At 58.7% G+C, this 24,759-nt stretch carries 30 protein-coding genes; 10 read left to right on the forward strand and 20 right to left on the reverse strand.

The features are described from left to right. Window positions 1-638: branched-chain amino acid aminotransferase (locus B2344_RS02050; RefSeq protein ID WP_290484573.1), on the reverse strand; the 638-nt coding region annotated here is incomplete at its 3' end. 55 nt (window positions 639-693) lie between these two features. Here B2344_RS02050 and B2344_RS02055 point away from each other — a divergent pair. The 4 genes from B2344_RS02055 to B2344_RS02070 are packed head-to-tail and all read left to right on the forward strand — an operon-like array spanning window position 694 to window position 4,719. Beyond that, on the forward strand, window positions 694-1,161 hold the full coding sequence (locus B2344_RS02055) for a MarR family winged helix-turn-helix transcriptional regulator (protein WP_034817115.1): 468 nt from the start codon (window positions 694-696) through the stop codon (window positions 1,159-1,161). Next, window positions 1,158-1,841, forward strand: a complete 684-nt coding sequence (locus tag B2344_RS02060) for a response regulator (protein ID WP_206992129.1) — start codon at window positions 1,158-1,160, stop codon at window positions 1,839-1,841. The genes B2344_RS02055 and B2344_RS02060 overlap by 4 nt, the downstream gene beginning before the upstream one ends. A 4-nt stretch (window positions 1,842-1,845) precedes the next feature. Next, window positions 1,846-3,141, forward strand: a complete 1,296-nt coding sequence (locus B2344_RS02065; protein ID WP_206992128.1) for an ATP-binding protein — start codon at window positions 1,846-1,848, stop codon at window positions 3,139-3,141. A gap of 30 nt (window positions 3,142-3,171) precedes the next feature. After that, window positions 3,172-4,719 carry a bifunctional GNAT family N-acetyltransferase/carbon-nitrogen hydrolase family protein gene (locus B2344_RS02070; RefSeq protein ID WP_034817111.1) on the forward strand — a complete coding sequence of 516 codons (1,548 nt, stop codon included), beginning with the start codon at window positions 3,172-3,174 and terminating at the stop codon, window positions 4,717-4,719. Here B2344_RS02070 and B2344_RS02075 read toward each other — a convergent pair. Together B2344_RS02075 and B2344_RS02080 are read right to left on the reverse strand one after the other, a co-directional pair. After that, window positions 4,716-5,405 carry an SOS response-associated peptidase gene (locus B2344_RS02075; RefSeq protein WP_206992127.1) on the reverse strand — a complete coding sequence of 230 codons (690 nt, stop codon included), beginning with the start codon at window positions 5,403-5,405 and terminating at the stop codon, window positions 4,716-4,718. The two genes, B2344_RS02070 and B2344_RS02075, sit on opposite strands and share 4 nt — an antisense overlap. 3 nt (window positions 5,406-5,408) lie before the next feature. Continuing rightward, complete coding sequence (locus B2344_RS02080; protein WP_290484574.1) at window positions 5,409-6,311, reverse strand: GNAT family N-acetyltransferase; 903 nt, start codon at window positions 6,309-6,311, stop codon at window positions 5,409-5,411. A gap of 241 nt (window positions 6,312-6,552) precedes the next feature. Between B2344_RS02080 and B2344_RS02085 the strand changes: the two genes are divergently transcribed. The 3 genes from B2344_RS02085 to zapE all read left to right on the forward strand — a co-directional run bounded on the left by B2344_RS02085 (window position 6,553) and on the right by zapE (window position 8,829). Continuing rightward, window positions 6,553-6,987 carry a response regulator transcription factor gene (locus B2344_RS02085; RefSeq protein WP_034817104.1) on the forward strand — a complete coding sequence of 145 codons (435 nt, stop codon included), beginning with the start codon at window positions 6,553-6,555 and terminating at the stop codon, window positions 6,985-6,987. Between the two features lie 103 nt (window positions 6,988-7,090). Then, window positions 7,091-7,696, forward strand: a complete 606-nt coding sequence (locus B2344_RS02090) for a rhomboid family intramembrane serine protease (RefSeq protein WP_290482541.1) — start codon at window positions 7,091-7,093, stop codon at window positions 7,694-7,696. A 5-nt stretch (window positions 7,697-7,701) separates the two neighbouring features. Then, window positions 7,702-8,829 (forward strand): cell division protein ZapE, encoded by a 1,128-nt coding sequence (gene zapE / locus B2344_RS02095; protein ID WP_290484575.1) that lies wholly within the window; start codon window positions 7,702-7,704, stop codon window positions 8,827-8,829. On the opposite strand, the gene B2344_RS02100 is transcribed toward zapE, so the two are convergent. From B2344_RS02100 to gntA, 6 genes are all read right to left on the reverse strand, one after another. After that, window positions 8,783-9,925 carry an acyltransferase family protein gene (locus B2344_RS02100; protein ID WP_290482544.1) on the reverse strand — a complete coding sequence of 381 codons (1,143 nt, stop codon included), beginning with the start codon at window positions 9,923-9,925 and terminating at the stop codon, window positions 8,783-8,785. The two genes, zapE and B2344_RS02100, sit on opposite strands and share 47 nt — an antisense overlap. A gap of 185 nt (window positions 9,926-10,110) precedes the next feature. Then, on the reverse strand, window positions 10,111-10,530 hold the full coding sequence (locus B2344_RS02105) for a hypothetical protein (protein ID WP_290484576.1): 420 nt from the start codon (window positions 10,528-10,530) through the stop codon (window positions 10,111-10,113). Between the two features lie 70 nt (window positions 10,531-10,600). After that, on the reverse strand, window positions 10,601-12,322 hold the full coding sequence (locus B2344_RS02110; RefSeq protein ID WP_206992120.1) for an EAL domain-containing protein: 1,722 nt from the start codon (window positions 12,320-12,322) through the stop codon (window positions 10,601-10,603). A gap of 133 nt (window positions 12,323-12,455) precedes the next feature. Then, a complete protein-coding gene (locus B2344_RS02115) occupies window positions 12,456-12,998 on the reverse strand; it encodes a DUF421 domain-containing protein (RefSeq protein ID WP_206992119.1) in 543 nt (180 codons plus the stop codon). Then, window positions 12,998-13,591, reverse strand: coding sequence for an urea carboxylase-associated family protein (locus B2344_RS02120; protein WP_290484577.1), 594 nt, complete (start codon window positions 13,589-13,591; stop codon window positions 12,998-13,000). The genes B2344_RS02115 and B2344_RS02120 overlap by 1 nt, the downstream gene beginning before the upstream one ends. Further along, entirely contained in the window at window positions 13,588-14,262 is a 675-nt protein-coding gene (gene gntA, locus B2344_RS02125) for a guanitoxin biosynthesis heme-dependent pre-guanitoxin N-hydroxylase GntA (protein ID WP_034817095.1), read from the reverse strand. Before gntA ends, B2344_RS02120 begins: the two co-directional genes overlap by 4 nt. A 318-nt stretch (window positions 14,263-14,580) precedes the next feature. On the opposite strand from gntA, the gene rpoH reads away from it, so the two are divergent. After that, the gene (gene rpoH / locus B2344_RS02130) at window positions 14,581-15,489 is read left to right on the forward strand and encodes an RNA polymerase sigma factor RpoH (RefSeq protein WP_206992117.1); all 909 of its coding nucleotides are present in this window, start codon (window positions 14,581-14,583) and stop codon (window positions 15,487-15,489) included. Here the strand turns inward: rpoH and B2344_RS02135 are convergent. Further along, window positions 15,486-16,079: a hypothetical protein gene (locus B2344_RS02135; RefSeq protein ID WP_290482546.1), complete on the reverse strand. Its 594-nt coding sequence runs from the start codon at window positions 16,077-16,079 to the stop codon at window positions 15,486-15,488. The genes rpoH and B2344_RS02135 overlap by 4 nt on opposite strands. Before the next feature lie 286 nt (window positions 16,080-16,365). Here B2344_RS02135 and B2344_RS02140 point away from each other — a divergent pair, with 286 nt between their 5' ends. Further along, the gene (locus tag B2344_RS02140) at window positions 16,366-17,181 is read left to right on the forward strand and encodes a TrmH family RNA methyltransferase (protein ID WP_290482547.1); all 816 of its coding nucleotides are present in this window, start codon (window positions 16,366-16,368) and stop codon (window positions 17,179-17,181) included. Here B2344_RS02140 and B2344_RS02145 read toward each other — a convergent pair. Genes B2344_RS02145 through cysG form a run of 6 tightly spaced genes read right to left on the reverse strand, consistent with a single transcriptional unit; the run spans window position 17,178 to window position 22,397 of the window. Next, a complete protein-coding gene (locus B2344_RS02145; protein ID WP_290480517.1) occupies window positions 17,178-17,921 on the reverse strand; it encodes a phosphoadenylyl-sulfate reductase in 744 nt (247 codons plus the stop codon). The genes B2344_RS02140 and B2344_RS02145 overlap by 4 nt on opposite strands. 5 nt (window positions 17,922-17,926) lie before the next feature. Beyond that, the gene (locus tag B2344_RS02150; RefSeq protein ID WP_290482548.1) at window positions 17,927-18,415 is read right to left on the reverse strand and encodes a DUF934 domain-containing protein; all 489 of its coding nucleotides are present in this window, start codon (window positions 18,413-18,415) and stop codon (window positions 17,927-17,929) included. Next, a complete protein-coding gene (locus B2344_RS02155) occupies window positions 18,402-20,060 on the reverse strand; it encodes a nitrite/sulfite reductase (protein WP_290484578.1) in 1,659 nt (552 codons plus the stop codon). Before B2344_RS02155 ends, B2344_RS02150 begins: the two co-directional genes overlap by 14 nt. After that, on the reverse strand, window positions 20,060-20,689 hold the full coding sequence (locus B2344_RS02160) for a glutathione S-transferase family protein (RefSeq protein ID WP_290482556.1): 630 nt from the start codon (window positions 20,687-20,689) through the stop codon (window positions 20,060-20,062). Before B2344_RS02160 ends, B2344_RS02155 begins: the two co-directional genes overlap by 1 nt. Further along, window positions 20,689-20,994, reverse strand: coding sequence for a DUF2849 domain-containing protein (locus B2344_RS02165; protein ID WP_290484579.1), 306 nt, complete (start codon window positions 20,992-20,994; stop codon window positions 20,689-20,691). The genes B2344_RS02160 and B2344_RS02165 overlap by 1 nt, the downstream gene beginning before the upstream one ends. Continuing rightward, on the reverse strand, window positions 20,991-22,397 hold the full coding sequence (cysG, locus tag B2344_RS02170) for a siroheme synthase CysG (protein ID WP_206992109.1): 1,407 nt from the start codon (window positions 22,395-22,397) through the stop codon (window positions 20,991-20,993). The genes B2344_RS02165 and cysG overlap by 4 nt, the downstream gene beginning before the upstream one ends. Before the next feature lie 108 nt (window positions 22,398-22,505). Here cysG and gcvA point away from each other — a divergent pair, with 108 nt between their 5' ends. Next, the gene (gene gcvA / locus B2344_RS02175) at window positions 22,506-23,438 is read left to right on the forward strand and encodes a transcriptional regulator GcvA (RefSeq protein WP_290482551.1); all 933 of its coding nucleotides are present in this window, start codon (window positions 22,506-22,508) and stop codon (window positions 23,436-23,438) included. On the opposite strand, the gene B2344_RS02180 is transcribed toward gcvA, so the two are convergent. From B2344_RS02180 to B2344_RS02195, 4 genes are all read right to left on the reverse strand, one after another. Next, window positions 23,435-23,884, reverse strand: a complete 450-nt coding sequence (locus tag B2344_RS02180; RefSeq protein WP_290484580.1) for a YcgN family cysteine cluster protein — start codon at window positions 23,882-23,884, stop codon at window positions 23,435-23,437. The genes gcvA and B2344_RS02180 overlap by 4 nt on opposite strands. Then, window positions 23,881-24,162, reverse strand: coding sequence for a GNAT family N-acetyltransferase (locus B2344_RS02185; RefSeq protein ID WP_034817077.1), 282 nt, complete (start codon window positions 24,160-24,162; stop codon window positions 23,881-23,883). The genes B2344_RS02180 and B2344_RS02185 overlap by 4 nt, the downstream gene beginning before the upstream one ends. Continuing rightward, the gene (locus B2344_RS02190; protein WP_290482553.1) at window positions 24,159-24,446 is read right to left on the reverse strand and encodes a GNAT family N-acetyltransferase; all 288 of its coding nucleotides are present in this window, start codon (window positions 24,444-24,446) and stop codon (window positions 24,159-24,161) included. The genes B2344_RS02185 and B2344_RS02190 overlap by 4 nt, the downstream gene beginning before the upstream one ends. 106 nt (window positions 24,447-24,552) lie before the next feature. Continuing rightward, window positions 24,553-24,723 (reverse strand): CsbD family protein, encoded by a 171-nt coding sequence (locus tag B2344_RS02195; protein WP_084333513.1) that lies wholly within the window; start codon window positions 24,721-24,723, stop codon window positions 24,553-24,555. Window positions 24,724-24,759 lie beyond the last annotated feature (36 nt).

The following is a 24,759-nucleotide window of genomic DNA, read 5'->3' on the forward strand; positions in this document are numbered from 1 at the left end:
TTGAGGAAGCAATCCGGGGTCGGCGTATGTAGGGCACCATCGCGCACGAAGAAGATGTTGGCTCCGGTCGCCTCAGCCACCTGACCGCGATAATCGAGCATCAGGGCGTCGGCATAGCCATCGCGCTCTGCGGCATGCTTGGACAGGGTGCAGATCATGTAGAGGCCAGCGGCCTTGGCATGGCAGGGCGCGGTGTCCGGGGCTGGACGGCGCCACTTGGCATGTGTCAGGCGGATGCCCTTCATCTTGTCGGCGAAATAGTCGCCCCAATGCCAGACCGCGACCGCGAGATGGATCGTGTTGTTCTGGGCGGAGACGCCCATCATCTCAGACCCGCGCCAGGCCAGTGCGCGCACATAGGCGCTCTCGAGACCCGATTTCGCCAGCGCCTCGGTCTTGGCCTGTTCGACCTGATCAACAGAAAATGGGATTTTGAACCCCATGATCTCCGCTGAATTGTGCAGGCGCTTGGAATGGTCCAGCGAACGGAAGATCTTGCCGCTATATGCCCGCTCACCTTCAAAGACGGAGGACGCATAGTGAAGCGCATGCGTCAGGACGTGGACTTTGCTGTCCCGCCACGGCACGATTTCCCCATCCATCCAGATATAACCGTCACGGTCGTCATAAGCAGACATAATAGTTCAGCGCTCCTCGCTTGCACTTATAGCATTTTCGCGTTCATTTCAGAACATGGCCCCTGACGTCAACCTGAATAGACCTTTCGATCCGCGCCTTTTCCTTATGGATCAGGAGCTTGATAGAGGTGTCGGACTCCTGCTGGCAGGAAGCGCCGAACTGATGAGAGCCGCAGAAGAGGCGCGGCACAAGGCAGGGCTGAGCAAGCCAGAACTGCAAATACTCATGGCTGTCCGCTACTCACCCGGCCAAACAGTGGGCGAGCTGCGCGATGCGTTGAGCATGACAGTACCAACTTTCGCTCGCATCATCGGCGAACTGGACAAGCGCGGCCTGATCGAGCGCGAGCGTGAACAGGCAAGTGACAAGCGTCGGCGCACGCTGAACCTGTCGGATGCGGGCACCACGCTGACCACCCAGATCACGATCGTATTGCGCGAGCGGCTGCGCCTGGCCTATCGCGCCGCTGGCCCGGATGCGGTTGAAGGGGCGCGCAAAGTGATGGATGCGCTCGTCAAATGAACCAGGACACCGCTCATATTCTCGTCGTCGATGACGATGACCGCATTCGCGACCTGCTGAAGCGATATCTCACCCGTGAAGGATATCGCGTGACCTCGGCGTCCGGAGCGGACGGGGCGCGCAAGATGATGTCATCAATGGAGTTTGATCTCGCCATTCTGGACATAATGATGCCGGGCGAAGATGGCCTGTCCCTGCTGAAATCCATGCGGGAGGGGCGCAATCGGGAAACGCCCGTCATGCTGCTGACCGCCAAAGGTGAAGCGTCCAACCGGATTGAAGGGCTGAAGCATGGCGCAGATGACTATCTCGCCAAGCCTTTCGAGCCAGAGGAGCTGTCCTTGCGCTGCGCCGCCATCCTGCGCCGGTCGCACAAGGCCGAGCCGCCCGAAGAAGTCGAAATGTCCGGTTTGGTGTTCAATGCAGAACGCGGGGAGCTGAAGGAGGGCGACACGCGCATCCGTCTGACCGAAGCCGAATTGCAATTGCTGACGGTATTGGCCTCAAATCCGGGCGAACCGGTGAGCCGTGAGGAGCTGGCCTCCCTGACTTCAGCCGGGATGGAGCGCTCTGTCGATGTGCAGGTGACGCGCCTGCGCCGCAAGATCGAGCCCAATCCGAAAGAGCCGATCCATATCCAGACCGTGCGAGGCGTCGGATATCGCCTCATGCCGGACTGAGCCGATGCTGCGCCTGAGAGATATCACACCGCGCGGGCTGTATGCCCGCAGCATGTTGATGGTAATCGCGCCGGTCGTTCTGATCCTGTCGCTCATGTCGTGGTATTATTACGACAGCCATATTGCGGAGGTGAACCGCAAGCTCGCCCAATCCATCGCGCGCGATGCGAGCCTCGTCCAGGCATATTGCGACCGCCGCGAGGAGTCCGTGCTGGACCGCAAGACCATAGATGAGCGCCTGGACCTGACCTTCACTTGCGACAGCGATTCCGCCAGCCTCGATCGCCGAAGCTATGCTGAAGTCTTCTCCTATAGCGGCACGCTGGACAAGGAGTTGGAGACCCGGCTTGGCGTACCGGTGGAGACGGCGTTGAACCCCCAGGACTCAATGCTGCATCTCCGCTTCGCGTCGGGGCCCCGCACAGTTGAAATCATTGTCGAGCGCAAACGTGTGCTCGCCGCCAATACCCACATCTTTATTGTCTGGGTGATCCTGTTCTCCCTGTTCATGGTTGCGCTGGCGATCGGCTTCCTGAACCAGCAGGTGCGCTCGATCCTGAGCTTATCAAAGGCCGCGCGAGCGTTCGGCCGTGGCCGGGATGTGCCGGACTTCCGCCCGTCTGGCGCCAACGAAGTGCGCGAGGCGGCCCGGGCGGTAATCGACATGAAGAACCGGCTGACCGCCTTTGCGGAACAGCGCACCGCCATGCTAGCCGGGGTCAGCCATGATCTGCGCACGCCCCTCACCCGACTGAAGCTGGCGCTGGCCATGATGGACGAGACCGATGACATCAAAGCCGCGCGGGCCGATCTTGATGACATGTCCATGATGCTGGACGAATATCTCACCTTTGCGCGCGGCGAAGAAGGCGATGAGCCGAGCGATTTTGACCTTGCCGAACTCTTGCGCGACGCCGCCGCGGGCTTTGGCCCGCACATTACCGTAACCGGACCCGATCATGTTCAGGTCAATGGCCGTCGCCTGGCACTCAAGCGCGCTGTGACAAATTTGATCTCCAATGCGACAAAATTCGCGACCGACACACAAATCACTCTTGTGAACGGTCCGCATGCGGCCGATATACACGTCGATGACAATGGACCGGGCATTATCCCGGAGCTGCGCGAGGATGCTTTCCGCCCTTTCATGCGGCTGGATGAGGCCCGCACCCAGAATACACCGGGCACAGGGCTCGGATTGACCCTCGCCCGAGATACGGCGCGCGCGCATGGCGGAGATCTTCGCCTCAGCGACAGCCCTCTCGGTGGCCTGCGGGCCAGCCTGCGCCTGCCCCATTGAACCTTATCCCTCCAGAGACATTCCTTCGCCATGAGCAATAGCAAAGCAAAACTGATCATCCGCAATGCAACGCCGGATGATATCCCCGGCCTTCAGGGCCTCTCGGCGCGCGTTTATGGCGAGGGCGAAGAGTATTCCCGCGACCACCTCATGGCGCAGATCAACCGGTTTCCGGATGGGCAGTTCATCGCTGAATATGAAGGCCAGATTGTTGGCCATTGCGCCACCTTCATGATCGCGTCCGAACATGCCTTTGGTCCGCACACATGGATGCAGATTACCGGCGGCGGATATGCCGCCCGTCACGACCCCGAAGGGGACGTGCTCTACGGCATGGATGTCGCGGTCGACCCGGCGTTCCGTCGCTTGCGCATTGGCCAGCGTTTCTACAAGGCACGGCGCGAACTATGCCAGTGGCTGGAGCTGAAAGGTATCGTATTTGCCGGTCGGATGCCCGGCTATGCTCGCCGCGCCAAACAATATCCCAACCCGGAAGACTATGTGAAGGCGGTCCGCGAATCCAAGCTCCGCGATCCGGTTATCACGTTCCAACTGAATCAGGGGTATGAGCCGCTCGGCGTACTGCGCCATTACCTGCCGGAAGATATCGACTCCATGGGACATGCCACGCACATGTTCTGGGAGAACCCACTGGCGCAGGAGAAGATCCAGACCAATACGAGCTTTGGCGACACGTCCCTGCCCGAGCGCGTGCGGATCGCCACGGTCCAGTTCCAGATGCGCCGGATCACTTCCATCGACGAGTTTGAAGGACAGGTCGAATACTGGGTCGATATCGCGTCAGACTACCAGTCAGACTTCGTGGTCTTCCCGGAAATGCTGACACTGCAATTGCTGTCGCTGTCTGAACGCCCGCTCGGCCCTGTCGATGCGATCTCTCAGATATCTGACTATACGCCGCGTTTTGTGGAGTTCATGGAGAAGCTGGCAGTTTCCTACAACATCAACATCATTGGCGGAACGCATCCGAGCCAGATGGCGAATGGCGAAATTCTCAATGTCTGCCACGTCTTCCTGCGCGACGGCTCGGTCCATACCCAGCAGAAGCTGCATCCGACCCCGTCCGAGCGCCATTGGTGGAACATTCAGGGCGGTCGTGGAAACTCCGTGATCCAGACCGACTGTGGCCCGATAGGCGTGATGATCTGTTATGACAGTGAGTTCCCCGAAATTGCGCGCCACCTTGTCGACCAGGGCGCGCTGATGCTGTTCGTGCCCTTCTGTACCGACGAGCGGCGTGGCTATTTGCGGGTGCGGTATTGCTGTCAGGCCCGTGCGGTCGAGAACCAGTGTTATGTCACCATGTCCGGGGTTGTGGGCAACCTCCCGAATGTAGAGAACATGGACATTCACTATGCGGAGAGCTGTATCTTGACGCCGTCCGATTTCCCCTTCTCACGCGATGGCGTAGCAGCCGATACAGCCCCGAACACGGAAACGATTGCGCTGGCTGACCTGTCCATTTCAGACCTGCTCACAGCTCGTCAATCCGGCGCGGTACAGAACCTCAAGGATCGTCGACTGGACCTCTATCAGGTGGCCTGGAAGAAGAACTAGGTTTCCTCTATCAACTGGACGCCCTGATTACGGACATTTCCCACGGCAGGATTTACAGGCCATGCGTGCATGTCCTCGGTTGGGAATGGTTCGTAGAGGTGTTCCACCTTGCGATTGTCAGCATCCAGCCATGTCCGATAGTCCGACGGATGAAGGATGACCGGCATGCGTGTGTGCAGCCCCGCCATCAGGTCGTTGGGCTTGGTGGTCAGGATGGTGAATGTGTCGATCTCGGACCCGTCGATCATGGCGCGGTCCCATAACCCTGCAAAGCAAAACCATCGCCGGTTTCGCAGGCCGATAGCAAAGGGTTGCTTCTTGCCCTTCGGGCCTGTCCATTCATAGAAGCCGCTGGCCGGAACCAGACAGCGATGATGCCGGAAAGGCCCGCGAAACGTGTTGGACGCTTCAAGACCTTCGCTGCGCGCATTGAACGTCGAGAATTTCTTCTCGCTCAACGGCTTTTTCCACCAGCTGGGAACCAGTCCCCACATGGCCGGAGCCATCTGGATGGCGTGACGCGGCACATCCTCGCCTTCCGGCGCCATGCGGATGATGGGCACATACTGGGTGGGCGCAATATTGTACGCAGGCTCTGGCGGCTGGATGCCGTTCGGGTGAATCAGATTCAGCGCATTGTGGTATTCCTCCCACGTTACGCCATGCCGGAAGAATCGTCCGCACATAAGCTAAGGCTCGAAGACTGCGAAACGGTCACGGCCCAGATCATAAGCGACGTGGTGCTTCAGTTTTTCTGTGAGCTCGATGGCGTCGCCTGCCAGTTGGTCTGGATGAATCATCTGGCCGAACGTCATACGCACTTGCGCGCCGCGCTTGTTCAGCAGCTCGTGAAACAGGGTGATGTCACGCAATTCCGGGTTCAGCTCGCTGAGAAAGTAAAAGAGCCTCGAATTCCACGCATCGAGATTGAGCGGCAGGACGGGTGTCTTCTGTTTCCGCGCGAGGCCGACCACGGTAGAGAACCAGTCCTTCTCGACCAGCCGCCCGTCTTCCTTCTTTGCAAGCCGCCCCGAGGGGAAGATGACAACGCATTTTTCCTCGGCAAAGGCCTGCCCTGCCCGCTTCAGGGTTTCGCGCGTCTTGGCCGGGGTGCGCTTCTCGGCCACCCATTCGACCGGGATGATGACATCCTGAAAGTTCGGATTGACGCGAATGGCATCGGCATTGGCAAAGAATACGATATCCTGCCGAACCTGCTTGAGCAGATCCCAGACCGCCACACCATCTGCCAAACCGGTTGGATGGTTGGCCGCAATGATCACCCGGCCAGCACTTGGAAGTCTCTCGAGACCGTCGACCTCAAGAGAGAAGTTCAATTGGCGTGAAAGATGATCGAACGAGTCCCGCCCATTCAGCTGCATGATGGTGTCGGCCATTTCCCGCGCGCGGCGATAGCCGAGCGTCTTGTAGAGAACCGGACGGACAAGCGGCCACGACCAGCTGCCGCGCAGTTTCGGGCAGCGTTCCTCAATCAGCATATCGACGATATGCTGGTCATTATTTTTTTCTGCATCAAGAAATGCCGATCCTCTCAAAGTAGAGGATTTTGCGATCAGGCTCTCGTCGCTCATGGTGCGTGGGCCACTCCGTTCTCCCTTTATATACATAGGGGTTGGGGCGAATCCCTCAAAGCGGGAACTACAGGGGAATGGCCGTTCGCGCAGGCCACCGGAACGCTGCATTGTGTTGAAATATAAACACTTCGGAAAGTTTCGCTTTACCAAGACGTAAGAGCCACGTGCCATTGTGAACGCCACAGGGGGGTTGGCTTAAGGCTTTCCTTCGCGGGCAAATAAATCGGGAATAGTGTAGATGAAAGTTCTTTGGGTTGAAGATCACGAGCCAGTCAGAGACATGCTGGCGATTGCCGCGGACAAGGCTGCGCGCTCCCGCGTGCAGGTTGACCTGGTCATGGCGCCGACCCTGATGATGGCGGAAGCCCGGTTGCGCCTCGAAAGATTTGATCTCGTCGTGCTCGACCTCGGCCTGCCAGACTCCTTTGACCCGGACATGACCATCGCGCGGGTTGCCAATATGGGCAAATACCGGATTGCGGTCGTCTCTTCCATGGATGTGCGCGACCAGGCTGTTGAGTCTGCCCTGCGCTGTGGCGCGAACATTCATCCGCAAGCTATTTTCAAGGCCACTCTGCCATTCAATCGCTTCATCCAGCGCCCCGATGCGTTTGAAGACTTCCTGATGGACCTGATGCCAGCCGCTGAAACCACGGCCGTCCGCGCGGCCTAATCCATGCGGGTGCTTGCGAAGCGCCCCTTCCCCTTGCTAAGCCGCCTAGGATACGTCCGGGCGGCTTTTTGCTGGGCGACACAGGAAAAAGGCGGCACCCCCGATGATGGAATATCCCGTGACGATCAGCCTGATCGCGGCCAATGTCCTCGTCAGTCTGATTGGCCTGTCAAACCGCGCTTTCTTCGAGGACAACAATTTCTGGATCGCGCCGATCCGGGAGGGCCGCCAATGGTGGCGCTTCGTGACTTCAGCCTTCCTGCATGTGAACAGCACACATTTGCTCATCAACATGTTCGTCCTGTGGCAGTTTGGCGGAGTGCTGGAACGCGAACTTGGCGCAACAACATTCCTGATCATCTATTTCGGATCGTTGTTTGCCGGAAACGCATGGGAATACGTCGACAAACGCGACCAGCCCGACTACCGCGCCGTCGGCGCGTCGGGCGCGACGTCCGGTATCGTGCTCGCGTTCAGTGTGCTGGCGCCGTTTGCGGTATTGTACCTGCTTTTCATCTTGCCGATGTGGGCGATTGTTGCGGCAGTTCTGTTTATCTCGGTCAGCTTCTTCCTGTCGCAACGCCCTAATACGATGATCGCACATGGCGCGCATTTGGGCGGCGCCTTGGCCGGTGCGGCGTTGACCTTCCTGCTGGTGCCCGGAGCCTGGAGCGCACTGCTGGCCCAGATCGCCGAGCGGCTGGGTTGACCCGAATGACCACCGTCCTTGAGAAATACGAAGCCCGCATCGAGAGCGGCCAGCTGACGCCGGACCCGGTTCAGGCAACCGCCGCTGCGGCGCTGAACGATCTGGAACACAGACTGGCCAACCGCAAGACTGGCGGCTGGTTCTCGAAAGCCGAGACCGTCACGGGTCTCTATATGTGGGGCGGCGTTGGTCGGGGCAAATCCATGCTGATGGATCTGTTCTTCGAGAGTGCACCGGTTGAAGCCCGCCGGCGGGTCCATTTCCATGAATTCATGGCCGAAGTGCATGACCGGCTGGATGCCTGGCGCAAGCTTTCGCAAGACGACCGCAAGCGGTCCGAATGGCGCGTAAAGGGAGCGGGCGATGATCCAATCGCGCCAGTGGCGAAACAGATCGCCTCCGAGGCGAGCCTGCTCTGCTTCGATGAGTTCCAGGTCACCCAGATTGCTGATGCCATGGTTCTGGCCCGCCTGTTCGAGGCACTGTTCGACATGGCAGTCACGGTGGTGGCGACCTCGAACCGCCACCCCAATGATCTCTACAAGGATGGGATCAATCGCCCCCTCTTCCTACCCTTCATCGAGCATCTGAAGGCGCATTGCGAAATTCTGGAACTCGCCTCGGAGCGGGATTACCGCCTTGACCGCCTGATCGAAGCGCCGGTCTGGTATTCGCCATTGGGCCCCGAATCCGAGGCCGCGCTGGACCGGGCCTGGGACCGGCTGACCCTTGGGGCAGAACCACAGCATTGCGTGCTGACGGTGAAAGGCCGCAAACTGGAAGTCCAACGCGAAGCGGCGGGTGTGGCGCGCTTCACCTTCGAGGAATTGTGCGCCCGGCCGCTCGGGTCGCGGGACTATCTGGCCATCGCCGCAAATTTCAACACGGTGATCCTGTCAGGCATTCCGACGCTGGGACCAGAAAACCGCAACGAGGCGGCGCGCTTCGTGGCACTGATCGACGCGCTCTATGAAGCGAAGATCAAATTGGTAGCCAGCGCAGCCGCCGAGCCGGAAAGCCTTTATCCCGAAGGCGATGGCAGTTTCGAGTTCGAACGCACGGCCAGCCGCCTGCATGAAATGCGGTCTACGGATTATTTGTCCGAGGCCCGTGTTGAACTGGAAGCCGACTAGACGCCGCCTGACGCAAAGCGTCTGCAAGGCTGAGTTGGCCAGACAGGTTTTTCGGCGCGCCGAACTTACGCGAGATGTAGCGAACCAGAGGGCGTTCCAGGTATAGGTGCGCGACAACGGACGCGATTGTGCACCCGATCACGAACAGCAGCGCCATGATCCAAGGCGGCAGGAATTCCGGTAGGTGCAGGAATTTCGCAACCGGCACACCGGCCGTCATCATTGGCATGTGCACAAGATAGAGCATGTAGGACGCGTCGCCGACCAAACGAAGGCTGCGCGGAATGCTCAGGCGGCCAGCGGTTTCCATTGCGGCGAGCGCGGCAATGATCGCGCTGGCAGAGGCACCGAACAGGACCGTGCGCACACCAAACCCGATCTCGACGGGGCGATAGATATCGTTGAGCCCCGTCATCAGGAAGACCAGCAAACCGCCGACCAACAGGCCGCGCGCTGCATTCCGTCCCAGATGCTGGAAGGACACCGCCGCCAGACCGCCGAACAGGAAGATCAGATTGTAGGGCGAGAACAGGAAGTCCGCCGGGAACAGTACGTCCTGGCCAAATACGGTGAGCGCGCAGGCGGTAAACCACATGCTGAGGATGCCGAGACCGACCCAGCGATGCAGGATAGCGAGGCCGAATATGGCGTAAAACAACATTTCATGTTGCAGGGTCCATGAAACCTGAAGAATCGGAGTGTCTTCCATTGGCACAAGGAAGAGGTTCGGCAGCAATTGCCCAAGACCCGGCATATAGCCAAGTCCGACGGCCGGGATCAGGGCACCGGCCAGGACCATCGGGATGAGAACCAGCCAATAGGCCGGATAGATGCGCGAGACCCGTTTGATCGCGTAGCTATAGGCCTTTTGAGGGGCACCAAAATCCCGACGATGGATGTAGAGCATCAGGAATCCAGACAGGGCGAAGAAGAATTCAACACCCGAATAGCCCATATTCGCTACAGGATGCAGCGCTTCGCCCGTTTCCGCATAAAGCCGCTTTGGCAAGATGAAGATATTAAGGTGATAGAAGACGACCATGAGCGCAGCGATGGCGCGCCCGCCCTGGAGTGATGTCAGATGAGGAAGACGCATGCGCGTGTCCTTTTCGGTATGGCACCCGGGATTTCGGAGCCGCCAGACCAGATTCAGGACCAGCAGCAACAATGCCGTTCGTCCTGTGACAGGCAAATCGTGTACCAGCCCGCCGGAGCGACCTGCGCCTGCAACGCCCGTGAAGGCGCTCGGTGGACAAGATCAGGAATTTGCAAGCGCCCGGGTCAGGTATCGGGGGGAGGCAGGCGCAACTCGGCATCATGCGGGCGAATCATCGGAAATAGCGTTGTTCCGACGCGATGGTCGCCCGCATCATGCGCAGGCGCGTGTTCGGATGCGCTGCCCATCGCGACCTGACAGGCCTTTGGGAGGGTGAACGCCAAAGGGTCAGGCCGCGCGACTGTTGGCATATCCCCGATTGCCGCGATCCAGACATTCCCTCGCGCATCGCACATGGTGAGGAACGGCGTGCCGCGACCTCTCGTTCGGCGCACATACAGGCGCAGAAGGATGAGCTGCAGCCATATCCAGAAACGGAATGGCTGAAGATGCGGCTTCAATACCGGTGGGGGCGCAAACAGGCTGTCCATCCGCGCAAGTATATGTCCGGCGCGTAGAGGCGGCGGATACGTTCTCGCGGGCACCCCTACTGGCAACAGGCGCAACGGATTCCTTGCGGGACAAGGACGCGATTATGCCCTGAAGAAGGCTGCTTCAGCCCGCCCGCACATTGATATCGGGCGCGGTCATCTCCTGGCAAAGCACGGCCCGACCAATGAGGTAGCCCTGTATGAGATCACAATTGCGCGCGGCGAGCTGTTCGAGTTGCCAGCTGGTTTCCACGCCTTCGGCGCAGCTGATCAGATTCATCTCGCGGCACATCTTCAGACTGCCAGTCAGCACTTTGGGCAGGACACCGGAATCGCTCTTCTTGCCGAGCAGGCTCTTGTCGAGCTTGACCTTCTTGAAGGGCAATTCCTCCAACAGGGAGAGCGAGGAATAGCCGGTGCCAAAGTCATCCAGAGCCAGAGAGACCCCTGCCCCGACAATCTTGCCAAGCACGTGTTTGCTCGTATCGATGTTCCTGAAAAGGACGTTTTCTGTGATTTCGAGTTCGATCCGTTCAGGCGCTATGCCATGGCGACGGAGCGCGTTCAGGAAATGGTCAGCAAATTCCAGAGACGTCAATTGAGAGGGAGAGACGTTGAATGACAGGAAGCTGGTACCCCCGGGCAACCAGCGCAAAGCCTGGTTCAGCATGGACCAGAAGAAACTGTCGATCAGGCCAAGGCGCTCCACTGCCGGCATGAATTGCTTGGGCGAGGGCTGCCGGCTGAGGCCGCTATGCGGCCAGCGCGCAAGCACTTCATAACCGGCAATTGAGTGACTGCGCAAATCCAGAATCGGCTGAACTGCGGGCTGGAAGCAATTGTCCTTGACCGCCCCGATAATGGTCTTGTCGAACTCTTCGGCGTCCATGTCCGCCATGTCTTCACGGCGATCGAATACCGCAATCCCTCCGCCCTCCGACTTTATCCGGATCATGGCCTTGTCGGCTGCGTACATCAGATTGGCCTTGTCAGCCGCGTCATCCGGAAACGCAGCGACCCCGATGGAGGCGCCGACCGTGACGAGCCCGAGATCGGTTTCTATCGGAGAAACCAGAGCACTTTGGACAAGCGCAGCCAATGCCAGTGCGTTATCGCCAACTGATGGAATGATAAACGCAAACTCATCTCCGCCAAGGCGACAAGCATGCTGACAGCCCTCCATCTCCGACAGGCGCGTGGCGAGAACCTTCAGGACATGGTCCCCTATCGCATGCCCATAGCGATCATTCAGGGGCTTGAACCTGTCCAGGTCGATCAAGGCGCACATGAAGGGCTGGCCCTGTGCCACCAGAGCCTCCATTTCCCGCACAAAGGCGCGGCGATTCAGGATTCGGGTCAATGGGTCTGTGTCGGCAAGTTGGCGGATCTTGCGCTCGGCGCGCTCACGCTCCTCGATCTCGGCCTTGAGTTCAGTCAGCATACTGGCATGAATTTCGGTAAGGGCATGAAACACACCAAGCGCGTTGAGACATCCGGCATAGATGCCGTCTTCATGCGCAAGGATCAGACCGTTGGTGAGCAGGTCTGATTTGTCCCGGATACTGCCGAATACGGTCGCGGCATCCTCCGATAGCTCCATCACCAGCACGTTTCGATCCATTATGCCGGACACACCCTTTTTCTGATTCAGGGCATAGCCGAAAGGATTTGAGATCAGGCGCTGGAAAGCCTGAAGGGACACAAACCCTGTCGGCTTGCCGTTAAAATCGACAACCGGGCACAGTGTCGCTTCAGGGTTCTTGACGAAAAACGCGGATACCGCATCAAAGCTGTCTCCGAGAGAGAGCGGCTCAAAATGCATCCATGACGTGGAGCGAAATCTCATAATAAACCCATCTGCCCCACCCAAAAGGCCTTATGGGTTCTCGCTATCATCACAGTCTGAAAACTTTGTAACCAGTAATAGCCACAACAGCGTACAAGACTTTGACTTTCATGAATTTATTGTGACGCACACTTCAGGAGTGGCCTGGAACTCCGACGACAGATTGGGCAAGATGTTCGGGCGATACATCCGCATTCTTGCGCGCGACCACGCTGAATGACGCATCCGTTTCGAGCACGACCAACTCAGCTTCGGCAACGCGTGTCAGGCCATTTTCCCGCAACGCGGCGAGCACTTCGGACTTGGTCAGACGCTCATCGCGAATATTCTGCATAAGGTACTGACCCCGATATACCAGAAGTCGTGGACTGGATTTCACAAGCCATTCCACAGAGTCGCTGCGCGCCAGAACGAATGTCAGCCCCCATTGAATAAACAGGAGGACTGCAATGGCGAACAAGGCTTCGACGGCCGTGACGGAATTCGAGGTGATACCCGCTCCAGCGATTGAGCCCAGCGCCACGGTCACCACCCAGTCAAAATTGTTCATCTGAGACGTAGACCGCTTTCCAGCGAGCCGGATGAAAGCGATGATGGTGAAATATATGACTGGGGCGGCAAGCGCGATACGGACAAGATCTTTCCATCCGTCGTAATAGATTGCTGAAATATCCATCAGTCGACTGCCTGCACGATCTCATAATCTATCGGCTTGTAGCGAAAATTATTGGACTCTCCTGCGGAGCAGCTGGTCATGCCGATCAGAAGGTCCATGCAGGCTTCGAACGTAATCGACTGCCCCGCTTTGCTCAGAGGTGGCAAAACCTTGATCTCGCCCGTCTGAGGATCTGTCGCGACATGCATGAAGATGTTGAACGCGATCGGAATATCATCGGGGCCTATGCCGTATTCGGCCAGGGCTGCTTCGAGGTTTTCCTGACAACCACCTTGGGGATCAGCTTCATTGTACAGCTTGCGGAACGTATCCTTCGAGCAGGGCGTCAGCGTGAAATCATGACGGCCGACCTCATCCTCGACAATTTTCAACATGTCACGGCTGCGATTGGAGTAGAGCATGTCTCCCGTGGTCAGGAACATGCGCCCGGCATAATCGAGGGAACGCCCGGATGAAATCACTTCCTTCCGGTCGTCCAGATTGTAGGCGACCATGTCGCTGACTTGTTCGCCTTCGGGATCTGTCACAGTCAGGCGTTCGCCCTTGCGCAGGATGAAGGCCGTGCCGGATTTCGGGGGGATACGGTGACTCATTTCGCAGGCTCCTGCGGGGTGAACGGACATTTCCACTCAGGACCGACTTCGCGGCCTGAATATTGCGCGGCTTCAGACCCCCGGCCGAAATCTGCCAGCATCGGATTAACCGAACCGGCAAGCGCCTTGTCGCGCTCTCGAATGATCTGCTTCATTTTCTCGAACCGGCCATCCTGGCGCAGGCGTTCGAATTGCTCATGCGAATTGAAGACGAGCGCAGGAAACTCGAAACGACGGGCTGGTCGGGATGCGTTCGGGTGCAGGCCGATGACGAAGAAGGCCTCGCCCAGCAAGCCCATCGAGAAATGTGCCGATTCCGGATCACGCTCCGCGCTCTCGGCCCACCCCCTGCCCTCGACCACATCGAGATTGTGCAAGGATTGAAGCCGATTCCAGAGCGCACGCTCGAATTCAGTCTCTGACAGCTCGGTCGGCCCCGTGAAGATGGCGACGAAGGACTGAACCACAGGGGAGCTGAAATCGAGCTCCTCGATAAACTCTTCCAGTGCGCGCCTGAGATTGATGTCACCTGCAGCGGAATCTATGTCGCCGAATTCCGCAATGACCAGCTGATCGCGAACCATTGCCGATTTTGCCCCAATACAGGGAAAGGAATCTGATTGCACGAATTGCCGGAAGGCGTCCGTGCGGGTGAGAGTGGTGCTGCCCATTTGGTTGTGTCCTGTCATATCTGGGCAATCAACCCCGCAACCTTCAAACCGGTTCCGCAACTTCTGACAGCAAGGTGTGGCGGCCTTCTGGATCACTTTGCCGCCACAAGATATACTTTCTCGTGAGCGTGAAATCAGACGCTTGAACCCCCTTCAAAAGCAGGGGCCGAATGCTTATTTATGTTAAACCGCGATGACATTCATGCGGTTTATACGGGGCGACGCCGCCGCCATGCGGGGCTAAACGTCAGGAAGAAGATCTGATTGCCGGAACGATCGCCGCAATGCGGGGTTGGTCTGCAAAGGAGGAGATTAGATATGGCGAACAAAACCGCCAGTGCGAGTGTGGCACTCAGCCCGGAGCAGGGCCTGAGCCGTTATCTCACCGAAATTCGTAAGTTCCCCATGCTCGAGAAGAATGAGGAATTCATGCTCGCGCGGAAATGGCGCGAACAGGAAGATACCCAGTCTGCCGAGAAGATGGTGACATCCCACCTGCGTCTCGTTGCGAAGATCGCAATGGGCTATCGTGGCTATGGCCTGCCGATGGCCGAAGTGATCTCCGAGGGCAATGTCGGTCTTATGCAGGCCGTGAAGAAATTCGACCCGGACAAGGGTTTCCGGCTGGCAACCTATGCCATGTGGTGGATTCGTGCCGCCATTCAGGAATACATCCTGCGCAGCTGGAGCCTCGTGAAACTCGGCACCACGGCCGCGCAGAAGAAGCTGTTCTTCAACCTTCGCCGCCTGAAAGGCGAAATGAAGGCTCTGGACGAAGGTGACCTTCGTCCTGAACAGGCCCAGTTGATCGCCGAAAAGCTGAATGTGACAGAAGCTGAAGTGTATTCGATGAACGGGCGTATGTCCGGCTCGGATGCTTCGCTGAACGTGCCAATGGGCACCGATGGCGACATGGAGTGGCAGGACTGGCTGGCCGACGATGATCAAGGCCAGGCCGAAGAGTTTGCTGACAAGCAGGAATTCAATGCGCGGATGGAATTGCTGACCGCTGCCATGGAAGACCTGAACGAGCGCGAACGCCACATCCTGACCGAGCGCCGCCTGTCGGAAGAGCCGAAAACACTGGAAGAACTGTCCGAGGTTTACAGTGTTTCGCGTGAGCGTATTCGCCAGATCGAAGTGCGCGCGTTCGAAAAGCTCCAGAAAGCCATGAAGCGTATGGCCAAGGATCAGGGCCTGCCGAACATGGCCCCCAACCCGGCTTAGTGACCGGTCAGGTTCGAATACGCATCTTCATCCAGCTCAGACGGCCCGCTTAACAGTGGGCCGTTTTTCATTGGACCCACCGCGGCAGAATTCAGCGACCATTCTCCCTGTTCTCTTGACCAAAGTGTCATCAGACATGCCGAATAGGCTCCGCGGATGAACCTGCCCGCAGCCACATAGGGATGCGAACCGATTTCAGACTCGCAAATTATGTCTGACGGCTTTCTTGGAGGAATCTGGACTTCACAGATCAAGGGATCAGGCTGAGGGCCAACAATTGATCTGGCTGGAGCGCGGCGACACTCGGGAAACCCCACATGTATCAGCTCGTGCGATTCCCGCAGTCTATGGACAAGTCCTATATCATCTTCGCTCAGCGAGCTGAGGAGAATTGGTGGTGCCTCTGCCCCGCTATAGCGGGTCATTTCCAAATTTAACTGAAACTGTTTGTCCGTAACGTGTTCCAACATCGCCTTGCGGTGCATGCGGTTTCCTGCAGAGATCGCGACCACGCAAAACGCGACCAGCAACAATACAAGGATGAGCCTATGGTGCCAAAGCACCACAATGGTTTTCATCATGATATTCATGCGTCCCCCCGGCCCGCCTGCAAATCCTTCGCAATCTCCCTCTATCTATTTATGATTGCGATAACAATACCAAACAGTAGAATTTTTCTCCTATTGGGAGAATTATTTGAACTGAAGTGCGGAGGGATCCCCTGCAGGAGAATGTTCGGCCTGGATCGTCTGTGCCGGACGTCGATTTGTCCGTATGGGTGAAGTATGCTCGTAGTCGGCCGAGCCGGATTCGTTCCACGTCATGGACGCCCCGCCAGTTGGACGACGTCTTGCGCCTCAGCATAGAGAAATTGAGATGGGTTTTGCGATAGAAGTTGATAGCGCGACAGATGCGAGGCTGGAGGCTTACACATCCATTCGCGAGAAGGACCTGACTTCAGGTCATGGCGCGCGCTTCATCGTCGAGGGCAAAGTAGCGCTGGAGACAGCGCTGCGTCGGGGACGTTTTGCGCTGGAAAGTGTGTTCCTTGCAGAGAACCGGGCCGCACCGCTGGCCGAATTGATGGCCCTCGTGCCGGAGAACGTGCCGGTCTATGTCGCGCCCCAGTCGGTGATGGATGCGGTCGCAGGGTTTCCGATGCATCGCGGCGTGCTTGCCTGTGGGCTGAAAGGCGACATCGCCGAACCGGCCGCGTTTCTCGCCGCCATAGAGGCCGGTCCCTCTACCCTGCTCCTGATGTCAGACCTGTCCAATCACGACAATGTCGGCGCGTGCTTTCGCAATGCCGCTGCCTTTGGCGCAGATGCGGTGCTGATGGATGGTCAATGCTGTGACCCGCTCTATCGCAAGGCCATCCGCGTCTCCTCCGGCAGCAGCCTATGGCTGCCCTATGCCCATGGCGGGACGGGCCTGGACATGGTGAACGCGGCCAAGGCGGCGGACTATGAGGTCTGGGCGATGACGCCGCGTGCAGAAGCCCCGCCGATCACCGAAATGGTTGTGCCGGACCGACTCGCCATCCTGCTCGGTGCCGAAGGACCGGGGCTGCCGGACGAGTTGATCGCGGCTTGTACGCCCGTGCGCATCCCAATGTCGGAAGGCTTTGACAGTGTGAACGTGGCGACCGCCGGAGCGATCGCCATGGCTCACATATTCGGGGCGAAGGCCTAGAAGACGCGCGGGCGTTCCGTCTTGTCGATGTGGAGGCCGCATTCGGACTTCTCCTGTCCGGCCCAGCGACCCGCGCGGGGATCGTCCGGATTGTCGGACGGCTTCGTGCACGGCCAGCAGCCGATGGACGGATAGCCCTGAGCAACCAGCGGATGGCGCGGCAGATTGCGCTGCTTGATCAACAGTTCCACATCGTCCGGAGTCCAGTTGGCCAGCGGGTTCACCTTGTAGCGTCCGTTCGCAAACTCGAAGACCGGCAGGCTCATCCGGGCCCCACCATGAAAGCGTTTGCGACCGGTGATCCAGGCATCAAAGCCCTCCAGAGCCGGCTCCAGCGGGCGCACCTTGCGCAGTGCGCAACAGGCGTCCGGATCGGTTTTCCAGAGATTGTTCTTCGGATCGAGCACCTTGCGCTCGGTCTCACTCGGCGGAATTTCGCGCACACCGGTCAGGCCGAGCTTTTCGATCAGCTCGTCCTTGTAGTCCAGCGTCTGCGGGAAATGCATACCGGTTTCGAGAAACACGATGGGCAGGTCAGGCTTCACGTCCGCGATCAGGGCCAGCATAGCGACACTCTCGGCGCCGAAACTGGATACGTAGGTCAGGCTGTTGGCCCATTCGCGAACCATGGCGACGCGCAGCACCGTCTGAGCGGAGGCGTCGCGCAACTCACCATTCAGGCGAGCGAGGCGGACATCCGCAGCTTCGGACTTGCGGGCAAGACTGTCGCCATAAGGCATAAGGATCAGCTTTCGTGTCTCTTGCGGTACACCGGCGTCCGATCACCCGCTGCGGGCTGGTAGACGTCGGAATACTCTTCCAGTGCGTTCACCACTTCATGTAGGTCAGCACGGGCGGTCTCGTAAGCGTCAAAGCCTGAACGGTTCATATAGAATATCTGATCCCGCAGGACGTGACCCACAGCGCGAAGCTCTCCGGTATAGCCGAAGCGACGGCGCAAAAGCTGGGCCTGGGAGTATCCACGACCGTCAGTATATTTAGGGAAACTGATCTCGATCAGTTGCAACCGGTCGAGATATTCCTCCAGTTCGTGCGGGTCGTCGCCCGGTTCCAGCCGCACACCAATATCGGTGTTGCGGGCCAGAAGAATGTCTCGCTCGCTGCGAAATCGTCCGAGCGAAACTGTAATACATCCACCAGGAGACAGCTCACCTTCATCCGGGACATAGGCCCAGATATTGTCGATCTCTGTGCCGTTCTTAACCAGCGGCATAAAGCGCCTCCTTGAAGGGGTCATGGCCGAGGCGGGCCAGCGTCTCGATGAACAACTCGCCCTTGTCGGCGCGCAGCTCGCGATAGGTGTCGACGACGCGTTTGAGGGCGCCGGGCACGTCATCAGCCTTCAGGCCGGGGCCGGCAATATCACCGATCGCGGCCTTCTCATCTGCGCGGCCACCGAAGGTGATCTGATAGAATTCCTCACCCTTCTTGTCGACGCCGAGAATACCGATATGGCCGACATGGTGGTGGCCACAGGCATTGATACAGCCGGAAATATTGATGTGCAGGCGGCCGATATCTTCCTGATAGTCTGGATCGGCGAACACTTCCTGAACCGCCTGCCCGACTGGAATGGAACGGGCATTGGCAAGGTTGCAGTAATCGAGACCTGGGCACACGATCATGTCGGTGATCAGGCTTTCGTTTGCGGTATGCAGCCCGGCAGCCTTCAACTCGCGATACACATCCGGCAGGTCATCCAGCGCAACATGTGGCAGGACGAGATTCTGGGCGTGGCTGACGCGGATATCGTCATAAGCATACGTCTCGGCCAGATGCGCTACGGTCATCATCTGAGCGTCGGTGGCGTCTCCGGCGAGACCGCCAATCGGCTTCAGGCTGACCGTGACCGACGTGTAGCCAGGGGTCTTGTGCGGATGGAGGTTGATCCGCGCCCAGCGCGCAAACTCTGCATCATCGGCCTTCAGGGCCTCGAATGCCGAAGACGTGTCTGGCTTCGCGGCCAGTTCCGGCGGCGCAAAATAGGCATGGATACGGTCGATCTCGGCCTGTGGCAGGTCGATTTTCTCATTGTCGCGCTGGGCGGCATATTCCTCTTCCACGAGGCGGCGGAACTCGGCTTCGCCCAGTTCGCTGACAAGGATCTTGATGCGGGCCTTGTATTTGTTGTCCCGGCGGCCGAAGCGGTTGTAGACGCGCATGATGGCTTCGAGATAGTCGAGCAATTCGGCTTCCGGCACGAACTCGTTGACCAGGGTCGCGAGGTGCGGCGTGCGCCCCTGCCCGCCGCCGACATGGACTTCAAACCCGACCACGTCGCCGCGCTTGCGGATATGCAGGCCGATATCGTGCACGCGGATTGCAGCGCGATCATGCTCGGCCGCCGTGACGGCAATCTTGAACTTGCGCGGCAGGAAGGCGAACTCCGGATGGAACGTGCTCCACTGGCGGATGATCTCGCACCAGGGGCGCGGATCCATCAATTCGTCTTTCGTCGCACCGGCATAATGATCGGATGTCACGTTGCGGATACAGTTACCGGAGGTCTGGATGGCATGCATCTCGACCTCGGCCAGCTTGGCCAGCACGTCCGGGATGTCTTTTAACGCGACCCAGTTGAACTGTATGTTCTGGCGCGTGGTGAAATGGCCGTAATTCCGGTCATAGTCGCGCGCGACGATGGCCAGTTGGCGCAGCTGACGGCCATTCAGCTGGCCATAGGGAATGGCCACGCGCAGCATGTAGGCGTGTAGCTGGAGGTAGACTCCATTCTGCAGGCGAAGCGGCTTGAACTCGTCTTCCAGCAATTCGCCCGATAGGCGGCGGTCCACCTGTCCACGGAATTGCGCGACCCGCTCGGAGACGATCCGGGCGTCAAACTCATCATATCTGTACATTACGCAGCCTCTTTTGCGTGCGGTATATTGAGGGCCACTTCGGTGCGGCTGACCCATCTTTCCACGGAAGGAAAATCAGACAGGTCAAAGCCACCCTCATGGGCGACCCGTGTGTAGGCGACCAACGCAATATCGGCGAGCGTCATCGCATCGCCAACCAGCCAGTCGGTATAGGTCAATTGCAGCTCCATCACACCGAGCGCGCGGCGCCCCTTGGCCATCAGCTGCGGATCGATCTGGTCATCCGGCGTATTGAGATAATGTTTCTGGAAGCGCCTCACAGCAATGGCGGTCTCGTGAGAGTATTGTTCCCAGAACAGCCAGCTCATCATCTGGGCCCGGCGGAACGTGTCAGAAGGGACCAGGTCACTGCCTGCCTCTTCGGCGAGATACAACATGATGGCGTTGGACTGTGGCAACGCACGGCCATCCGGCCAGCGCGCCAGCGGCACCTGACCCGCCGGGTTCAGCGACAGGAAGTCTTCGGTCTGGGTGCCGCCCTGAAGGATATCGACCTCTACCCAATCATATGGGATGCCAAGCAGGTCAGCGGTCCATTTCGGTTTCATGCAATTGCCGGAAATGGAATCGCCGTAAAGTGTGAGTCGCTGAATCTCGCGATGGGGCATTATGCGCCCTCTCCATAGGAAACGGTCGGTCCCTTGGCGCGGATCGTCTCGCGCAGGGTCTCACGGCCCGTGATCTCTCCCGTCTCAGTGACTTCCATGAAGTAGGGATCGGTAACGATCCCCTCCTGCGTCTGAGCATCTGCAAGGCGCGCTTCGGCCTCATCGCCTGTAAAGGCGGCAACTTTTGAAACGTCCTGGGTCCAGCTGCCGTCGGCGGCCATCCAGACATTCTGGCCGGTCGCGGTCTCCCATGCGGTGACGGCCTTTGGCGTATCCGCCTTAAGTTTCGGGCGAACGGATGTCATACGAAAGTCTCCTGGCTGACGCAGCCTGAAAGGCCGATTGCGCCACTCGCGAAAGGCAGGCCCGCCACTTTGCCGATGATGAGCAATGCTGGACCCTCGATACCATTGTCTGTGATCAGGTCAGGCAGTTCAGCAAGAATACCGAAAACCTGAATTTCGTTCGGCCGCGTGCCGTTCTCGATCACTGCGACCGGCGTGTCTGGCGCGCGCCCGGCTTCGATCAACTTGTCAGTAATGGCGGCCGCTGTGCCGACGCCCATGAAGACGGTGACGGTCTGGTTCGGCTTGGCCAGCGAGTCCCAATCGAGATCGGGCACGCCGCCCGCCTTGGCATGGCCGGTGACGAAGGTCAGGCTCTGGGCATGATCGCGATGGGTCAGCGGTACACCTGCCTGCGCCGCGCATCCCAGCGCCGACGTAATACCCGGCACCACGAAGGCTTCGACGCCTGCGGCCAGCACCGCTTCCATCTCTTCACCGCCACGCCCGAAGATAAACGGGTCGCCGCCCTTCAGGCGTACAACGCGCTTGCCATCGCGGGCCGAGCGGATCAGCATTTCGTGAATTTCATCCTGCGGGACGGAGTGGTCGCCCTTGCTCTTGCCGACAGACACGCGGTCGGCATCCCGGCGAATGAGCGTCAGGATATCGTCGCTGACCAGACGGTCATAATAGACAATGTCGGCTTCCTGCAGCAGGCGCAGCGCCTTCAGGGTCAGCAGCTCCGGATCACCCGGACCCGCGCCAACCAGATGGACCACGCCTTGCGTCCGGCCGCCGGACAGTGCGTCGCGCATCGCCTGTTCAGCAGCTTCCAACTCGCCCGCATAGGCAAGTTCGGCAGCCTTGCCATTGAGCACGCTCTCCCAGAACTTCCGACGCGCGCCAGCATCCGGCAATTTGGACTTTACCTCTTCTCGCATGCGTCCGGCCAGTTCCGCCAGATCGCCGATGCGTGCGGGTGTAAGCGCTTCAAGTTTGGCTCGCACCGATTTGGCAAGTACAGGCGCAGAGCCGCCCGAGGCCACGGCAGCAACAATCTCGCCGCGGTCCATGATGGATGGAACCGTAAAATCGCAGAGATCTGGCCGATCGACGACATTCAAAGGCACGCCATATTGGCGCGCCCAAGTGATCGCGCGATCTGTGTTTTCATCAATTCGGCAGGCCACAATTGCAAAACGGGCAACATCGAGCGCGGCGCCAGCTTGGTCCTGCGGCGCAATCGTTATGCGCCCGGCAAACTCCTGAGCGAAGCCGGAATCGATGTCTTTTCCAATAATCACAGTGATATGCGCCGGTGTTTTGGCGAGCAGGCGCACCTTGCGGCGCGCTTCCTCACCACCGCCGAACACGACGACGCGCGCGTCATCCATGTTGAAGAAAGCCGGAAATTGGCGCATGCGGGCGGACCTCTTTTTAGGCAAGCTGATCAGTCAGGTGTCAAAATGGCTCTTGACGCGGCGGACGCAAGCATGAACCCCTACAGCGATCCTTTAGAGAAACTATCCATGTCAGACCCATCCGACCGACTTCCCCCATTGAACGCGCTGAGAGCCTTTGAGGCCGCCGCGCGGCGCCTGTCTTTTACACAGGCTGCCGAAGAGCTGAATGTCACGCCCGGCGCGATTTCACAACAGATAAGGCAGCTGGAAGAATATGCCGGCACGCCCCTGTTCAAGCGAACGGGCCGTTCAGTTTTGCTGACAGATGCCGCCCAGGCCAGCCTGCCGCTGGTGCGCGATGCATTCGAGAGAATTTCTGAAGCCGGGCGGATCATGCAGGCTCCAGCGCGCAAAGGCCGGGTCATGGTGTCATCTGCGCCGTCCTTCGCCGCGAAATGGCTGGCGCCCCGCCTTGATGGCTTCCACCGGGAACATGAGGAGACCGAGGCCTGGATCTCGGCCGATATGGGCCTGACCGATTTCACCACGGCCGATGCCGATTTCGCAATCCGCTATGGCCGGGGCAATTATGACGGCCTGAAATCTGAAAAGCTGATGGACGAGACTGTCTTGCCGGTCTGTTCCCCTGCCCTGCTGGAAGGATCCGACGCGATCCGCAAGCCCTCGGATTTGCGGCATCACACACTGATCCATGATGAGAGCAACGAGAATGACCCGTCCTGCCCCGACTGGGCCAGCTGGCTGCGTGCACGGAATGTGAAAGATGTTGATGGCTCACGCGGCCCACGTTTCAACCAGGCGATCCTCGTGATCGAGGCGGCTGCCGCCGGACGCGGCGTGGCGCTTGCCAAACGCGCGATTGCAGCAGCGGATCTCGCCTCTGGTCGGCTGGTCGCACCCTTCGCGGATGGCTCCCACCTGATCGATTTCGGGTACTGGATCGTCTATCCGAAAGGCCGTCACCTGACGCCAGATGTACGCAACTTCATCAAATGGCTGAAGACCGAGGCGACCAATAGTGAAGTGGTCGGCGTCTAGGGCTCATTGCCTTCCCAGTCGACAATCCAGTCTTCTGTGTCCTCATCGAAGACCGTGTCCTCGGATACGGTGCGCCCCCGGATCGAATGCCCCTCTTCGTGGATGCGGTTGCGGTCACCACACACGAGATAGTGCCAGTCCGGCAGCTCCTTGCCCTCATGGATCAGGCGATAGGTGCAGGTCTTTGGCATCCAGCGGATTTCCTCGACCTTCTTCGGAGTAAGAATCACGCAGTCTTCGACGATCTTCTTGCGATTTTTGTAGTCGGCACACTGACAGTTATCCCCGTCAAACAGGCGGCAATGGAGTCGCGTGTAAGCGATCTCACCGGTATCTTCATCTTCCAGTTTGAGCAGGCAGCATTTGCCACAGCCGTCGCAGAGGGATTCCCATTCCTGCGATGACATCTGAGCCAGTGGCGTGGTTTTCCAGAAAGGCTTGGTCATCCCCTCAGGGCAGCCCATTCCGGCGTCTTTTCGATAAGTGCCGTTGCAAACCAGCAAGACGAAGAAACCGTCTCACCCGCAGCAATGATGTCATTCATCACACGCGTCACCAGATTTTTGCCAAGGCCGCGTCCACCCAGTTCTCCCGGCACGATCGTGTGCGTGATATGGCGCAGCCCGGTCCGCGGACGCTCATAGGTGAGATATGCTTCCAGCCCGTTCTCGAAATAGCTGTAGCGCATATGATTTTCATCATGGGTGATGGGTATCGTGGTCATGCCAGTACATCCTGCCATTCTGCATGTTTTTGAACTTGCGCCTTCGCGAAAGGGCACAGCGGAATGATCTTGATTCCGTCCCGGCGCGCATCCTCGACTGCGCGTTTGACCAGGGCTACGCCGACACCCATGCCGCCGAGCGCTTTCGGAACGCCGGTATGGTCGATGATGATCCGCTCCGTACCCGCCTTCGAATAGGTCATCTCGGCCTCGTGGCCGTTGACCAGGGTGACATAGCGCCCGCCGGTCTCTCCGTCTTCGCGCTTGATCTCAAACTCGCTCATGAGTGTATGCCTTCTGCTGAGAGCCCCTATGTGGCGCGCCATCCGGCAGCACGCAAGGAAAAGCCGCCCCCGGAGGAGCGGCTTTCACAGTGGTTCAGGGGGTCGCCTATTTGTTGACGGCGTCCTTTACGTCACCCGCTGTCTTGCGAGCTTCGCCTTCGGCCTTGTCCATTTTGCCTTCGGCTTGCATCTTCTTGTTGTCTGTCATTTCACCGACAGTTTCCTTGACTTCGCCTTCAGCTTCCTTGGCACCGCCCTTGAGATGTTCCTTGTCCATTTGGGTCTCCTTCAGTTTGTTTGTGTCGGCCGCATG

The organism is Hyphomonas sp. UBA3195, from assembly GCF_002366485.1.
Classification (GTDB): domain Bacteria; phylum Pseudomonadota; class Alphaproteobacteria; order Caulobacterales; family Hyphomonadaceae; genus Hyphomonas.